General features: G+C 67.2%; 15 protein-coding genes. 9 read left to right on the top strand and 6 right to left on the bottom strand.

The window, feature by feature from the left end:
- Both NDK18_RS06270 and NDK18_RS06265 read right to left on the bottom strand, forming a co-directional pair.
- Positions 1-735, bottom strand: a complete 735-nt coding sequence (locus tag NDK18_RS06270; protein ID WP_250627331.1) for a 16S rRNA (uracil(1498)-N(3))-methyltransferase — start codon at positions 733-735, stop codon at positions 1-3.
- Between the two features lie 20 nt (positions 736-755).
- A complete protein-coding gene (locus tag NDK18_RS06265; protein WP_250625170.1) occupies positions 756-2,123 on the bottom strand; it encodes an adenosylmethionine--8-amino-7-oxononanoate transaminase in 1,368 nt (455 codons plus the stop codon).
- A gap of 47 nt (positions 2,124-2,170) precedes the next feature.
- On the opposite strand from NDK18_RS06265, the gene gspN reads away from it, so the two are divergent.
- From gspN to NDK18_RS06235, 6 genes are all read left to right on the top strand, one after another.
- Positions 2,171-2,935 (top strand): type II secretion system protein N, encoded by a 765-nt coding sequence (gene gspN, locus NDK18_RS06260; RefSeq protein ID WP_250625171.1) that lies wholly within the window; start codon positions 2,171-2,173, stop codon positions 2,933-2,935.
- The gene (locus NDK18_RS06255; protein WP_250625172.1) at positions 2,932-3,726 is read left to right on the top strand and encodes an inositol monophosphatase family protein; all 795 of its coding nucleotides are present in this window, start codon (positions 2,932-2,934) and stop codon (positions 3,724-3,726) included. Before gspN ends, NDK18_RS06255 begins: the two co-directional genes overlap by 4 nt.
- Complete coding sequence (gene nudE, locus NDK18_RS06250; protein WP_250627330.1) at positions 3,726-4,283, top strand: ADP compounds hydrolase NudE; 558 nt, start codon at positions 3,726-3,728, stop codon at positions 4,281-4,283. Before NDK18_RS06255 ends, nudE begins: the two co-directional genes overlap by 1 nt.
- Complete coding sequence (cysQ, locus tag NDK18_RS06245) at positions 4,280-5,083, top strand: 3'(2'),5'-bisphosphate nucleotidase CysQ (RefSeq protein WP_250627329.1); 804 nt, start codon at positions 4,280-4,282, stop codon at positions 5,081-5,083. Before nudE ends, cysQ begins: the two co-directional genes overlap by 4 nt.
- A gap of 11 nt (positions 5,084-5,094) precedes the next feature.
- Positions 5,095-5,892 (top strand): nucleoside triphosphate pyrophosphohydrolase, encoded by a 798-nt coding sequence (mazG, locus tag NDK18_RS06240; RefSeq protein WP_250627328.1) that lies wholly within the window; start codon positions 5,095-5,097, stop codon positions 5,890-5,892.
- Between the two features lie 68 nt (positions 5,893-5,960).
- Entirely contained in the window at positions 5,961-6,737 is a 777-nt protein-coding gene (locus tag NDK18_RS06235) for a DUF4097 family beta strand repeat-containing protein (protein WP_250625176.1), read from the top strand.
- On the opposite strand, the gene NDK18_RS06230 is transcribed toward NDK18_RS06235, so the two are convergent.
- Complete coding sequence (locus NDK18_RS06230) at positions 6,738-9,221, bottom strand: ABC transporter permease (protein ID WP_250625177.1); 2,484 nt, start codon at positions 9,219-9,221, stop codon at positions 6,738-6,740.
- Positions 9,218-9,901: an ABC transporter ATP-binding protein gene (locus NDK18_RS06225; RefSeq protein ID WP_250625178.1), complete on the bottom strand. Its 684-nt coding sequence runs from the start codon at positions 9,899-9,901 to the stop codon at positions 9,218-9,220. The genes NDK18_RS06230 and NDK18_RS06225 overlap by 4 nt, the downstream gene beginning before the upstream one ends.
- On the opposite strand from NDK18_RS06225, the gene NDK18_RS06220 reads away from it, so the two are divergent.
- The 3 genes from NDK18_RS06220 to NDK18_RS06210 all read left to right on the top strand — a co-directional run bounded on the left by NDK18_RS06220 (position 9,900) and on the right by NDK18_RS06210 (position 12,363).
- Positions 9,900-10,517: an arylesterase gene (locus tag NDK18_RS06220; protein ID WP_284691501.1), complete on the top strand. Its 618-nt coding sequence runs from the start codon at positions 9,900-9,902 to the stop codon at positions 10,515-10,517. The genes NDK18_RS06225 and NDK18_RS06220 overlap by 2 nt on opposite strands.
- Before the next feature lie 117 nt (positions 10,518-10,634).
- Entirely contained in the window at positions 10,635-11,369 is a 735-nt protein-coding gene (locus tag NDK18_RS06215; RefSeq protein ID WP_250625179.1) for a response regulator transcription factor, read from the top strand.
- Position 11,370: 1 nt separating this feature from the next.
- Entirely contained in the window at positions 11,371-12,363 is a 993-nt protein-coding gene (locus NDK18_RS06210; RefSeq protein WP_250625180.1) for a sensor histidine kinase, read from the top strand.
- 8 nt (positions 12,364-12,371) lie between these two features.
- On the opposite strand, the gene NDK18_RS06205 is transcribed toward NDK18_RS06210, so the two are convergent.
- Positions 12,372-12,947 carry a response regulator transcription factor gene (locus tag NDK18_RS06205; protein ID WP_250625181.1) on the bottom strand — a complete coding sequence of 192 codons (576 nt, stop codon included), beginning with the start codon at positions 12,945-12,947 and terminating at the stop codon, positions 12,372-12,374.
- Positions 12,944-14,221 (bottom strand): ATP-binding protein, encoded by a 1,278-nt coding sequence (locus tag NDK18_RS06200; RefSeq protein ID WP_250625182.1) that lies wholly within the window; start codon positions 14,219-14,221, stop codon positions 12,944-12,946. Before NDK18_RS06200 ends, NDK18_RS06205 begins: the two co-directional genes overlap by 4 nt.
- Positions 14,222-14,228: the final 7 nt, after the last annotated feature.

Raw genomic sequence — 14,228 nt, 5'->3', positions numbered from 1 at the left:
TTACCAGTCGCCGTACACCGATTGCAGCGCGGCCAGTGCCGCAAGGCCTGCCGTCTCGGTGCGCAGGATGCGCGGCCCAAGCTGCAAGCCTGAGAAGCCTGCCGCGGCCAGCGCCTCGACGTCGCGCTGGCCCAGGCCACCTTCGGGCCCCACCACCAGGTAGGCTCCGGCTCCGCCCAGGGCAAGCTCACCCACGCGGCGGCCCTCGCCGGGCATCAGCGCCAGGCGTCGGCGGCCATCGTCAGCCAGTGACGACAGCCACGTGGGCAATGCCACCGTCGGCGATACCACCGGCACCACCGCACGGCCGCTTTGTTCACAGGCGCCCACCACCACGGCCTGCCAGTGCGCCAGACGCTTCTCCGCGCGTCCGGCATCGAGCTTCACTTCCGAACGCTCTGTGGTGACCGGCACGATCGCCGCCACGCCGAGTTCCGTGGCCTTCTGCACGATGAAATCCATCTTGTCGCCACGGGCCACGCCCTGCACCAGCACCAGCGGCAGCGGTGATTCACTACCTGCGGGCGTCACCGACTCCACCACCACGCGCAGTTCCCGCTTGCCGATCTCGAGGAGGCGGCCTTCATAGTGGTTGCCGTCACCGTTGAACAGGGTGATGGCATCGCCCGCCTGCATGCGCAGGACACGGCCGACATGGTCGACGGCCTGGCCGGTGATGATGGCCTCGCCGCCTGCGGCGAGGGTTTGCTCCACGTGGACTCGAATGGTTCGCATCGGCCCATTGTAGGTTCGTTTCAGGCGACCGCGCGCTCGATCCCGGCGATGGCCACATCCACCAGGTGGTCGATCTCGTCGGTAGTCACCACGTAAGGCGGCATGAAATACACCACATTGCCCAGCGGCCGCAGCAAGGCGCCGTGGTCCAGGCCATGCAGGTACACGCGAAGGCCGCGGCGCTCGTCGGCTTGGAAGGGTCGGCGCGTTGCCTTGTCAGCCACCAGTTCCACCGCGGCGATCATCCCCGTCTGCCGGACGTCGGCCACGTGCGGATGATCGGCGAGCGGCGCAAGCCTCGCGCGCAAGTGCGCGGCCAGCAGGCGGTTGCGCTCGAGCACGGGCTCATCGGCGAAGATGCGCAAGGTCTCCACCGCGGCGGCGCAGGCCAGCGGATTGCCGGTATAGCTGTGCGAGTGCAGGAAGGCCTTGCCGCTGCGGTACTCATCGTAGAACGCCGCATACACCTTGCCGGTGGTGAGCACCGCCGACAGCGGCAGGAAGCCGCCGGTAAGCCCCTTGGAAAGGCAAAGGAAATCGGGCGTGATCGCCGCCTGCTCGCAGGCGAACAGGGTGCCGGTGCGGCCGAAGCCGACGGCGATCTCGTCGGCAATCAGGTGCACTTCGAATTCGTCGCACAGCGCACGCAGTCCCGTGAGGTAACTGGCGTCGTGCATGCGCATGCCGCCGGCGCATTGCACCAGGGGTTCCACGATCACCGCGCAACATTCGTGGGCGTGCCGTTCCAGCAGCGTGCGCATCTGTCCCAGGCGGCGCGTTGCGACTTGCACGGGCGTTTCCCCAGGCTCGCCTTCATAAGCGTCGGGGGAAGGTGCGAGCTCCGGGTGCAGCAACAACGGCGCATAGGTGCGGCGGTAGAGCGCCACGTCGCTCACCGACAGCGCGCCCAGTGTTTCGCCGTGATAGCTGCCGGTGAGTGCAATGAAGCGTGTCTTTTCGCCGTGGCCGATGTTCTGCCAGTAGTGGAAGCTCATCTTCAGCGCCACTTCGATGGCGGCCGAGCCGTTGTCGGCCAGGAACACCCGCTCGAGGCCCGGCGGCGCCACGCGGAGCAGCGACTCGGCCAGTTCCACCGCAGGTTCATGGGTAAACCCGGCGAAGATCACATGCTCGAGGGTGTCAACCTGTTTTTTTACCGCCGCACCGATTCGCGGGTTGGCGTGGCCGAACAGGTTCGTCCACCAGCTGCTGATGCCATCGAGGTATCGTCGGCCCCCGGCATCGACCAGCCATGCCCCTTCACCGCGCGCGACAGGTACCATGGGGATCGTTTCGTGGTCGTGCATCTGCGTGCAGGGGTGCCAGAGCACGGCAAGGTCGCGCGTGGCTAGTGACGCGCTGGATGGGTTCAAGGCGTGATGATTCATCCACCCATGATGACACCGGAGGCGATGGACGTGGCAGGAGCGGGCGGGTGAAACGGTATACCGGCATGGTGGTGTTATTGGCGGTGCTGGCCCTGTTCGCGCTTTTCTGGGCGCTGCCGGCCAGTTGGGCGCTGCCGCTGTTGCAGCGGCGCATGCCTGGCGTACACCTGGATGCCGTGGGAGGCAGCCTCTGGCAGGGCCACGCCGAAAACGTCAGCGACGACAAGGGCCGCTTGCTCGGTCGCGTGGACTGGACCCTCTCGCGCCGCGTGGTGCTGGGACAGCTGGCCTTCTCCTTCGATTTCCACGGCCCTGCGGGCACGGCCGGCGGCGAACTGGAAGGCGAGGGCGACGTGCAGGCCTGGCGCCATGTCCGCCTGGATCTGGACATCAGCCGCCTGAAGCTGCCGCCTGCCTGGCGCCTGGAAGGCGCCACCGGGCGCCTGTCGGGCACCTTCGACACGCTGACCTTGCGTTCGAACTGGCCGCAGGATCTCATCGGCACGCTACGTTGGCGCAACGCCGCAGTGGTGTCACGCGGCGAGACGGCGAACCTTGGCGACCTGCGTGCCGATCTTGCGGGCATGGCCAACGTCATCCACGGCGAACTGCGCGACGAGGGCGATGGCCCGATAGCGTTGCAGGGCAACCTGTTGGTGGCGCCGATCGGCTGGCGGCTGGTGGCCAACCTTCGTCCACGTCAGGCCGATGCCGCGCTCGAGCGTGTGCTCGCCCGCTGGGCGCGCAAGGCTGCCGACGGCAGCTACCCCGTCAACCTGCATGCGGGCGTGGTGCCCGCGGAGGCACCATGAGCATCATCGACGACGCCACCCTGGATCACGCGCTTGCCGGCGCCCTGGAGGCCGCCGAGGCTGCCTCAGCCATCATCTGCCACTACTGGCGCGAAGGCGTGGCGGTGGAGCTGAAGGACGATGCCACGCCCGTCACCATCGCCGACCGCGAGGCCGAGCAGGCCATCCGCCACGTGCTTGCCCGTACCTTGCCGGAGGCCTCCATCCACGGCGAGGAATTCGGCCGCGGCGACGACCGCGCATTGACCTGGCTGGTGGACCCGCTTGACGGCACCAAGAGCTTCGTCCGACGCACGCCGTTCTTCTCTACCCAGATCGCCCTGATGGCCGGCACCGAATTGGTGCTTGGCGTATCCAAGGCACCGCTCTATTGCGAAACCATGTGGGCGCGGCGCGGTGGCGGCGCGTGGCTCGATGGCGAACGAGTACATGTAGCGGACACATCCAGCCTCGACCAGGCGTCGGTCTCCACGGGCAACGTGCGCAGCCTCACTTCAGGTCGCGGGTGGGATGCCCTGGGTGCGTTGATCCGCGACACCAATCGCATCCGTGGCTACGGCGATTTCTGCCATTACCACCTGCTGGCGCGAGGCGGGCTGGACCTGGTGATTGAATCGGACGTCAATATCCTGGATATCGCCGCGCTCGCAGTGATCGTTCGCGAAGCGGGCGGTATCTTCACCGATCTTGACGGCGGCGAGCTGGATATCCATACGCGCAGCGTGCTTGCCGGCGTGCCGGCCATCCATACGCTGGCCGCCCCGCGGCTGCGCGGCGCTACAATACCCTGATGAACAAGCGCCCGATCATCCACGCCACGCGGGACGTCACCGACAGCCATTTCCTGCATGTGGAGGCGGTCGATCTTGAATTCTCCAACGGCCAGCGCCGCACCTACGAGCGCATGAAAAGCTCAGGCCTGGGCGCGGTGATCATCGTGCCGATGCAGGACGACGAAACGGTGCTGCTGGTGCGCGAATACGGCGTGGGCGTGGAACGCTACGAACTTGGCCTGCCCAAGGGCCGTCTCGACCGCGGCGAAACCGTGCTCGAGGGCGCCAACCGCGAGTTGAAGGAAGAAGTGGGCTATGGCGCGCGGGAGCTCAAATCCCTGGGCGTGTTGTCGCTTTCACCCTCCTACATGACCCACCAGACCCACGTGGTGCTGGCACGCGACCTCTACCCCGAACGCCTGGAAGGCGACGAGCCGGAAGAACTCGAAGTGCTGCCGTGGAAAATGTCCGACCTGCACACCTTGCTCGGGCGCGAGGAAGTCAGCGAGGGCCGTTCCATCGCCGCGCTGTTCATGGCCCGCGAGTTCCTCGCCGGCAGGTTCCGGCCCGCGTGAGCACGGCCTTGCACCTGCTCGAGCCGCTGGCGGCACTCGCGCGCCGCGCCGGCGATGCGGTGATGGACGTTTATGCCAGCGATTTCGCCGTGCATTGCAAGGACGACGATTCCCCCGTCACCGCCGCCGACCTTGCCGCCCAGCGCGTGATCGTCGAAGGCCTGGCGACGTTTGCGGAAGTCCTCCCGGTGGTTTCCGAGGAAGCCACCGCGGCGCGCTGGAGCGAACGGCGCCAGTGGCAGCGGTACTGGCTGGTGGATCCGCTCGATGGCACGCGCGAATTCATCAAGCGCAACGGCGAGTTCACCGTGAACATCGCCCTGGTGGACGGCCACGATACCGTGGCCTCGGTGGTGCTGGCGCCAGCCAGTGGCGATGGCTATCTAGCCGTGCGCGGCGCGGGCGCCTTCCGCCAGCAGGCTGCGGGTGGCTCCTTCACCCGCATCCACGCGCGCAGCAAGGCCGAGCCGCCGCTCCTGGCCGGCAGCCGCTCGCACGGGCTTGGACGCCTGGCCGGCATGCTCGAACCCCTGGGGGCCTACGACACCTTCGCGCTGGGCTCGTCGCTGAAATTCTGCGTGATCGCCCGCGGCGATGCCGACGCTTACCTCCGCCTGGGCCCCACCTGCGAATGGGATACCGCCGCCGGCCAGTGCGTGCTCGAAGAAGCCGGTGGCAGCGTGATCGATCTCGCCGGTGAACGCCTTCGCTACAACACGCGCGACAACCTGGTGAATCCTGAATTCCTAGCCGTTGGCGATGCCGGCTTCGACTGGCTCGGCCACCTGGCCGTTTCATAACAAGGCACTCGATGGCACATCCCGACATCACGCCCCTGGCCGAGATCATGGCGCGCCTGCGCAACCCGGAAAACGGGTGCCCATGGGACGTCAAGCAGACCTTCGCCACGATCGCGCCGTACACCATCGAGGAAGCCTACGAGGTGGCCGACGCCATCGACCGCGGCGATCACGGCGCCCTTCGCGACGAACTCGGTGACCTGCTGCTGCAGGTGGTGTTCCATGCACGCATGGCCGAAGAAGCGGGCCATTTCGAACTGCGTGACGTGATCGAAGGCATCTGCGCGAAGATGATTCGCCGGCATCCGCACGTGTTCGGTGACAAGCGCTATGCCGATCTTGCCGAGCAATCGCGCGCATGGGACCAGATCAAGGCCGACGAGCGCGCCGCCGATGGCCACGAAGACACCAGTGCGCTGGCCGGCATTTCGCGCGGACTGCCCGAGTGGCAGCGTGCGCTGAAACTGCAAAAGCGCGCCGACAACACCGGCTTCCGTTGGCCCGACCACCGCGGCGTGCTGGACAAGCTCGCCGAGGAGCTGGAAGAAGTGCGCGAGGCCTTCGACGACGGCGCCGACCCCGCCCACCTGGCCGACGAGATCGGCGACGTGTTGTTCGTGGCGGTGAACCTTGCCCGGCATGCCAAGGTGGACGTGTCCACGGCGCTGCGCGGGGCCAACACCAAATTCGAGAGGCGATTCAGGCACATGGAGGCCCTGGCAAGCTCTTCCGGCCGGGAATTCTCAAGCCTGTCGCTGGCAGAACAAGAAGCCCTCTGGCAGCAGGCCAAGACGGAGCTTTCCACCTAGTTCAAACCTTTTAGCCGCCGCCCGCATCGATACCTGTGACCTTTTCGCTGGTATCGGAGTCTCACGACATGCGCAAGATCTTCCTGCTTTGCATCGCCCTGGCGGTGATTCCCTTCGGCGCCCGCGCCGAGATGCCCTGTGCACATTCGGCACAACGCAACCTCGACGCCAACCTGGCTGGCGTGAACCTGGTCCGCGTGGAAACGCGGAGCCACGACCTGAAGCTCGACGGCGGCGGCAGCGGCGCCACGCTCGCCCTGCGCGGCACCGCTTGTGCCTCCAGCCAACAGGGCCTGGAGCCGCTTACCGTGCAGCAGCGTCGCGAAGGCAGCACGCTGGTGATCACCCTCGGCGCCGACCGTGGCTCGGTCGACGGCGGCTTCGGTGGCTTCTACGCGTACCTCAAGGTGAGTGTGACGATGCCCGGGAATATTCCCGTGCAGCTTCAATCCGGCTCGGGTGACGCGGAGGTCCGGCGCGTGGCATCCCTGGACGTCAGCACCGGTTCCGGGGACATCAATGTCGCCGATGTCGCGGGCGCGGTCAGCGCCAATACCGGCTCCGGCGATCTGACGATCGATCGCGTCGGCAGCGTCCAGCTGCAAGGCATCGGTTCTGGCGATGCCAAGGTGCACGGCGTGCGCGGCCCGGTGAAGGTGGGCAGCGTCGGTTCCGGCGACCTGGAATTCGGTGACATCGGTGGCAATGTCGAGGTCGATTCCATTGGCTCAGGCGACATCAACGCCCGCGGCATCAAGGGCAATTTCACCGTGCACTCGAAGGGCAGCGGTGACGTCGACTATGCCGATGTCAGCGGCAAGGTCGACGTGCCCCAGCGCGACTGATCACGCCCCGCGTAGCAAGGCCAGCGGGGACGTGCGCGTGACGCGCCGCGTTCCCGCCAGGCCAATCAGCATCACCACGATGCCCGCGGCGGCTGAAGCCGCCGCCAACGGCATCAATGGCGGGATGAAGCCATCGATGTGGAAGACGGCGCGGCCAAGCCACCATCCGGCGCCACCGGCGCCCAGCGCGGCGGTGAGCCCCGCTACCAGGCCCAGCATGGCGAACTCGCACGCCGCCGCCAGGCGAAGCTGCGAGCGATGGGCTCCGAGGGTTCGCAGCAAGGCCGCTTCATGCTGGCGCTCCTGCGCACTCGCCGCCATCGCCGCGGCCAGCACCAGCGCTCCGGCGCCCAGGCTGAAACCCAGCACCCAGCGCACCGCCGACCCCACGCGGTCGACGATCTCGCGCACGCGATCGAGCAGGGAATCGACATCGATCAGGCTGAGGTTGGCGTAATCGCGCGAAAGCTTCGCCAGCGCATCGGCATGGCCGCGCGGCACATGGAAGCTCGCCAGCCACGTATGCGGAAGGTCGGCGGCATGGGCAGGATCGAGCAGCAGGAAGAAATTGACGCGGAAGGAACTCCAGTCGACCTTGCGCACGCTACCGACTTTCGCCTCGATGGTCGCTTCGCCGATCGAAAAACTCATGCGGTCGCCGATCTTCAGCTGGTACATGTCGCGCCAGCTTTCATCCACCGAAACCTCGGCCGCCGTGGCTTGGGCGCCGGGCCAGCTACCTGCGACCACCTGGTTGGAAGGTGGCAGCGCTTCGCTCCAGGACAACCGCAGCTGGCGATCGGCCGACTCCTTGGCCCGTTGGTCCTTCAGCGGCAGCTGGTCGACGGGTACGCCGTTGATCGCAGTGAGCTTGCCCACGGCCAGCGGCAGCATGTTCAGCTGGTCGCCGCCGATGCCGGCCAGGGCATTGGCAAAGGCGTCGCGCTGGTCATCCTGCAGGTTCAGGGCAAACCAGTTGGGTGTGTTCGCCGGCAGTTCGCGCCGCCAGCCTTCCAGCAGCGATGGCGCCACCACGGCCAGCAACAGCAGCGCGGTCAGGCCCAGCGACAACGCCGTGGCCTGCACCAACGACAAGCCGCGGCGCCGTGCCAGTGCACCCAGGCCAAGACGCAGCGCCGGATGCACGCCGGGAGCCACGCGCCGTGCCAGCCACAGCAGCAGGGCGGCCAGCAGCGCCGAGACCACCGCGACGCCGGCAAGGCTTGCGGCGAGGATCCCGGCCAATCGCGCCGAGCCGCTCTGCGTCCACAGCAGGCCCACCGCCACGGCCAGCGGCACAAGGTAGAGCCAGTCGAAGCGGCGGCGGCGGCGCGCCAGGCTTTCGCGGAACACTGCTACCGGCGGTACTTCTGCCAGGCGCACCAGTGGCGGCAGGGCGAAGCCGGCGAGCACGGCAAGGCCTAGGCCCCCGGCCACGAAGGCAGGGCCCAGCGGCAATACGGTGGGAATGTTGCCGACCATGGAACCGGCGAAATGCCAGGCCAGCGCGGCCAGGCCAAGCGCAAGACCGGCGCCCAGCAGGCTCGCCGGGATGGCAAGCAGCGCCAACGTGGTGCACAACAGCGCCACCACGCGGCGGCGCGGCGTACCCAAGGCGCGCAGGAGCGCCACTTCATTCACCTTGCGCCGCGCATAGCGCTGTGCAGCCAGCGCGATCGCCACGCCGGAGAGCAGGGCGGAAAGCAGCGCCGTCAGCCGCATGAAGGCGCTGGCGCGGTCGAAGGCCACGCGCATGCGTTCTTGCGTCTGCTCAGGAGTAATCATCTCCGCGCCGGTCGGAAGCGACTGGCCCTCGGCCCAGCGACGCCAGGCGGACACATCGCGCGGGTCGCCGGCAAGCAGCAGGCGGTGACGGGCGCGGCTGCCACTGCCCAACAGCCCCGCGGCCTGGGCGTCGGCCAGGCTCATCATCGCCCGGGGCGCGAGCGCGAACAGCTCTCCGCCGTCGGGCTGGCGCACCAGTTCGGCGGCGATGGTGAGGTCACGGCCGCCCAACTGGATGCGCTGGCCCGGTTTCACGCCCAGCGCCACCAGTGCCCGGTGATCGAGGTAGAGCTGGCCTTCCGCCGGCGCGCGGCTGGCGAGCGGCCGGCCATTGGCGTCGCTGAGTTCCAGCGTGCCGCGCAGCGGATAGCCCTGGTCGGCTGCCATCACATCCAGCAGTTGGCTGCGCTGATCGACGAAGGCCACCGACGGGAAGCTGGCGCTGCGCAGTACCGCCAGGCCATCCTTGCGGGCCTCGTCGGCAAAGCTGGCGGGAAGCTGGTTCGGTGCCGATATGCCGACATCGCCGCCGATCAATTCCGCAGCGCTCGCCAGCAGCCCCCGTTCGATGCGCGTGGCAAGCGTGGCCACCACGCCCAGGGCCACCACCGCCAGTACCAGGGAGGCCGCCAGCGTGCGCAGCTCCGGCAGGTGCCACTCGCGGCGCAGGGTACGCAGGGCGAGGGTAAGGATCCTCATGCAGCCACGCCCAGGCGGCCACCGGTGAGTTCGGCGCTGCGCGCGCAGCGTGCGGCAAGGCGCGCGTCATGGGTGACCAACACCAGGGTGGTGGCGTGCTCCCGGTTCAGCGCGAACAGCAGGTCGCCCACCTGCTGGCCGGTTTTCTGATCGAGGTTGCCGGTGGGTTCATCGGCGAAGAGCAGGCGGGGCCCATGGACGAAGGCCCGGGCCAGCGCCACGCGCTGCTGCTCGCCGCCGGAGAGCTGCGCCGGGTAGTGTCGCCGCCGCTCGGCCAGGCCTACGTTGGCCAACGCCGTGCGGGCACGGCTGCGGGCGTCGTCGTCGCCCTCCAGTTCCAGCGGCAGCATGACGTTTTCCTCGGCGGTAAGCGCCGGCAGCAGGTGGAACGACTGGAACACGAAGCCCACCAGGCGGCGTCGCACCGCCGCGCGGCGTTCTTCGTCGAGCTCACCCAGTTCGTGGCCGTCCAGGCGGATGCTGCCGCCGCTGGCGGTATCCAGGCCGGCAAGCAGGCCCAGCAGAGTGGTCTTGCCCGAGCCCGAGGCGCCGACGATGGCGAAACTTTCACCGGCGGGAATGGAAAGATGCACTCGGTGCAGGATGTCCAGGCGCCCATCGGGGCCCTGAACGTACTTGCTAACATCGATGGCTTCCAATACCGGCCGGGAATCACTCATGCGTCGTTGCCTCGGGGTTGTCTTGCTGTTGGTGGCTTTGGCGATGGGGCCGGTGCATGCCGCCGCGCCGCGAACCATCCTGGTGCTGGGTGACTCGCTATCGGCGGCCCACAACATCCCGATCGAGAAGGGATGGGTGAGCCTGCTGCAGGCGCGTTATTCGAACATGGTGCCGGGCTGGTCCCTCGTCAATGCCAGCATCAGCGGGGAAACCTCGCTCAGTGGACGCAACCGGCTGCCGTCCCTCCTGGCCAAGTACCAGCCGGCCGTGGTGGTGATCGAGCTTGGAGCAAACGACGGCCTGCGGGGCCTGCCGCTGGAGCCGCTCAAGGCCAACCTCGCAGCGATGGCGCAGGCGTCAAAGGATGCCGGAGCCCAGGTGCTGCTATTGGGCATCGAGCTTCCGGTGAACTATGGACCGCAGTACCGCGACGGCCTGCGCGCGGCCTTCAAAGGCCTGGCCGATACCCAGCACCTGGCGCTTTTGCCATTCCTGCTCGACGGCGTGGCCACCCATCCCGAACTGATGCAGGACGACGGCCTGCATCCCACCGCCGAAGGCGAACCGCGCGTGGCGGACAATGTTGACGCTGCCTTGAGACCTTTGTTGCATTAATACCTGGCAGAGGGATTTCTAACCCGCGTTAAACCGCCCAAGCCGCCATTCACGCTCGCATCACTGGCGCGGCCGCTACCTTTTCACAAATGTGAAGCGAACCACGGAGACCCTTAGATGAGTGCACATGACGAACAGAGCGGCCTGATCCTGCTGGTGGAAGACAACCGCGGCATTGCCGAAATGGTCGGCGAGTTCCTCGAAAGGCGTGGTTACTCGGTGGACTACGCCGCTGATGGCGTCAGTGGCCTGCACCTTGCCGTTTCCAACAGTTACGACGTGATCGTGCTGGATCTGATGTTGCCAGGCATGGACGGCCTGGACCTGTGCCGCAAGCTGCGCAAGGACGGCAAGAAATCCACCCCGGTGCTGATGCTGACCGCCCGCGACACCCTGGAAGACAAGCTGATCGGCCTGGAAGCCGGTGCCGACGACTATCTGGTCAAGCCTTTCGAAGTACGCGAGCTCGAAGCCCGCCTGCGCGCGCTGATCCGCCGCGATCGCCGCCAGGTATCTTCCGAGGTGCTCAACGTGGGCGACATGACGCTCGATACCGCCACCCTGCGCCTGACCCGCGCCGGGCAGGAACTGACTGTTTCGCCGATCGGGTTGAAGCTGCTGGCGATCCTGATGCGTGAGTCACCCCGGGTGGTGAGCCGCCGCGACATCGAACGCGAAATCTGGGGCGACACGCTGCCGGACTCCGACACCTTGCGTTCGCACCTGTACAACCTGCGCCGCGTGATCGACAAACCGTTCGACCGCGCCCTGCTGCATACGATTCACTCCGCAGGCTATCGCCTGGCCGATCTGGATGCAGAGGTCGCGACAGCGTCCCAGCAAACGGCCTGAGGTGTCCCGGCAGAACGACATGGCCGGCGGCCGGGACGGATCGAATGGACGCGCCGGAGCCTTCCGGCGCCGGATGACGGTGGTCTTCGCCCTGCAGATGGTGGTGGTGATCATCGCCACCGTGATGGCCGTGAACAACGTTGCACCGGTGGTCGCGGTGATCGCCATCATCCTTGCCACCAGCGTGCTGGCGTGGATGGCGGTCAGCCGTGCCTGGACGCCGATCGAGACCCTGGCCCGGGTGATGGATGCCTGGGACGATGAACATTCGGATGTGGAAACGTTGCAGCCTTCGCGGCTGTCGCCGCGTACCGATGCCGGCGTGACATCGATCGCGAGGGGACTGCACACCTTCGCCGTGCGCCTGCGCGGCTTCGGCGAACGCGAGCGCAACTTCACCCGCGACGCCAGCCACGAGCTGCGCAGTCCGCTTACCGTCATCAAGATGTCCGCCGACATGCTGGCTGAGGAAACCAACCTCTCCAGCTTCGGTATGCGTTCGCTCGACCGCATCCGCCGTTCGTCGCGCGAGCTGGAGTCGCTGGTGGAAGCCTTCCTGGTGCTCTCGCGCGAGTCCGACAAGGGCCTGCCGGAGGAAGACTTCGTGGTCAACGGCGTACTGCGCAAGGAAGTGGAATCGGCAGCCCAGCAGGTCATCGGCCGCGACGTGCAGATCGTGCTGGAGGAACCTTCCAGTTTCGCCCTGCATGGTTCGCCGCGCGTGTTCGCGGTGATGATCAACCAGCTATTGCGCCACGCCCTGCACCAGACCGAGCAGGGCAAGGTGGTGGTGACGGTGATGCCAGGCGTGATCAGCGTGGCCAACCATGTGGCCGAACCTTCCCGGGAAAACGCGGTGGATACCCACGGCTTCGACATGGCCATCGCGCGGCGGCTCTCCGACCGCTTCCAGTGGCCGATCGAACTGCGCTCGCTGCCTGGCACCGAGCGCATCGCCAGCGTGCGCTTCCCCAATCCCCAGCCGGTGTCCTAGAAAGGCAATCAGCCTTCGTCGGGGCGTTCGCGCACCGGATGCTTGCCGAGCTTGCGCTGCAAGGTGCGGCGGTGCATGCCCAGCCGCCGCGCCGTCTCGGAGATGTTGCCGTCGCACTCGGTAAGCACGCGCTGGATGTGTTCCCATTCCAGGCGGCGCAACGGCAACGGAGCGTCGGGGGCATCGATGAGTTCGTCGTCACCGGCGCCGCCGTCGTCGTCCAGCAGCGCGCGCACCACGGCGTCGGCATCGACCGGCTTGGCCAGGTAATCGTGGGCACCGCGCTTGATCGCTTCCACCGCGGTGGCGATCGATGCATAGCCGGTGAGCAGCAGCACGCGGATCTCCGGGACCAGCGCCTGCAGGTCCGGGATAAGTTTCAACCCGTTCTCATCGCCCAGCTTCAGGTCCAGCACGCAGTAGCGCGGCTGGTGGCGCCGGGCCAGCGCGCGGGCTTCAGTAGCATTATCGGCTGTGAGCACCTCGAAGCCCCGGGAGGCCAACGCGCGGGCGAGCACGCGCGAAAACGTCGGATCGTCGTCGACGATCAGGAGCGGGGCGGCCGGGCCCGGTAGCTGGTTCATGAGGGATCTCCAATCACGGCAAGGGGAAGGCGCAGGCGCATCTCGGCGCCATGCTCGGTATTGGTGGCGATGAGTTCACCGGAAAGTCGCTCGGCCGTGGCTTCGGCCAGCGCCAGGCCGATGCCCAGGCCAGTTTGTTTCTCCGAGCCGCCAATGCGGGTGGCGAAGTCTTCATCGTCGGCAAAGCCAGGCCCATGGTCGATCACGATCCATTCGAGCATGGCCCCGTCGCGGTGCACTTCCAGGCCCACCACGTTTTCATGGCGCAGGGCCGAGGCATCGGCGGCGTTGTTGAGCAGGTTCATCAAGGCATGGCGCAGGGCCGGGGGCGCGCGCAGCCGCAGCTGGCCCACCGAACGGCCCAGGCCCAGTTCAACCTCGGCTTCGGGCCTGAGCAACTGGAACCGCTCCAGGCAGCCGTGGACGAAGGCGTCGACGGTCTGCCGCTCCGGTTCCTGCGACAGCTGGGTCTGGCCGAAGGCCACCATCTCGCGAAGGATCGTACGGCAACGCTCCACCTGGTCCTGCAAGAGCGCCAGGTCTTCGTTCAGGGGGCCGTCGGTGGGGTGCTCGCGGCGCAGTTCCGGCAGCAAGGTGCGCATGGTCGACAGCGGCGTGTTCAGTTCGTGCGCCGCGCCCGCGGCCTGGGTGGCGATGGCAAGGATGCCCTCATCTCGCAGGCCCCGTTCGCGCACGCGCTGCACCTCCATCTGCTGCGCGCGCACCGCGCGGGCGAGCGTGTTGATGAAGAAGCCCAGGAGCAGCGCCATGATGATGAAATTCACCCCCATACCCGCCACGTGCAGGTGGAAGTCGCTGAAACGGCCATCGGTGGCGCCGGGCAGCGGCACGTAGTACCGCGCCAACAACAGGTAGGCGAATCCGGCGAGCCCCGACACCGCCAGTACACCGCCGATGCTCAGGGCCGCCGCCGACAGCGCGATGGGCACCAGCAGCAGGGTAACGAAAGGATTGCTGGCGCCGCCGGTGAAATACAGCAGGTAACCCAGCACCAGCGTATCGGCGGCGATGTGCACGATGGTTTCCCATTCGCGCAGCGGCCAGGGCTGGGTGAGCCGCCAGGCCGCCATTACCGCGAAGACCCCCAGCATGCCCACGCCCAGCAGCAAGGGCAGCAGGGGAATATCAAGGCCCATCGCAAAGGCACAGACCAGTACCGCCATGCTCTGCCCGGCGATGGCGCAGAGCCTCAACCAGGCCAACGTCCGCGCCAGGGCGAACGGACCGGTGCGTTGCAGGGCGATGACGCGCATGGGGCTC

The sequence above is a fragment of the Pinirhizobacter soli genome (assembly GCF_015905305.1).
GTDB lineage: Bacteria > Pseudomonadota > Gammaproteobacteria > Xanthomonadales > Rhodanobacteraceae > Pinirhizobacter > Pinirhizobacter soli.
The sequence above is the reverse complement of the archived record's forward strand: the minus strand, read 5'-3'. Positions and strand labels throughout refer to the sequence as shown.

What these genes read in the sequence shown, in the direction of transcription:
- NDK18_RS06200 (WP_250625182.1), bottom strand. Translation starts at nt 14,221, where the DNA reads ATGCGCGTCATCGCCCTGCAACGCACCGGTCCGTTCGCCCTGGCGCGG.
- NDK18_RS06235 (WP_250625176.1), top strand. Translation starts at nt 5,961, where the DNA reads ATGCGCAAGATCTTCCTGCTTTGCATCGCCCTGGCGGTGATTCCCTTC.
- NDK18_RS06255 (WP_250625172.1), top strand. Translation starts at nt 2,932, where the DNA reads ATGAGCATCATCGACGACGCCACCCTGGATCACGCGCTTGCCGGCGCC.
- NDK18_RS06230 (WP_250625177.1), bottom strand. Translation starts at nt 9,221, where the DNA reads ATGAGGATCCTTACCCTCGCCCTGCGTACCCTGCGCCGCGAGTGGCAC.
- NDK18_RS06220 (WP_284691501.1), top strand. Translation starts at nt 9,900, where the DNA reads ATGCGTCGTTGCCTCGGGGTTGTCTTGCTGTTGGTGGCTTTGGCGATG.
- NDK18_RS06215 (WP_250625179.1), top strand. Translation starts at nt 10,635, where the DNA reads ATGAGTGCACATGACGAACAGAGCGGCCTGATCCTGCTGGTGGAAGAC.
- nudE (WP_250627330.1), top strand. Translation starts at nt 3,726, where the DNA reads ATGAACAAGCGCCCGATCATCCACGCCACGCGGGACGTCACCGACAGC.
- NDK18_RS06225 (WP_250625178.1), bottom strand. Translation starts at nt 9,901, where the DNA reads ATGAGTGATTCCCGGCCGGTATTGGAAGCCATCGATGTTAGCAAGTAC.
- NDK18_RS06265 (WP_250625170.1), bottom strand. Translation starts at nt 2,123, where the DNA reads ATGAATCATCACGCCTTGAACCCATCCAGCGCGTCACTAGCCACGCGC.
- NDK18_RS06270 (WP_250627331.1), bottom strand. Translation starts at nt 735, where the DNA reads ATGCGAACCATTCGAGTCCACGTGGAGCAAACCCTCGCCGCAGGCGGC.
- mazG (WP_250627328.1), top strand. Translation starts at nt 5,095, where the DNA reads ATGGCACATCCCGACATCACGCCCCTGGCCGAGATCATGGCGCGCCTG.
- NDK18_RS06205 (WP_250625181.1), bottom strand. Translation starts at nt 12,947, where the DNA reads ATGAACCAGCTACCGGGCCCGGCCGCCCCGCTCCTGATCGTCGACGAC.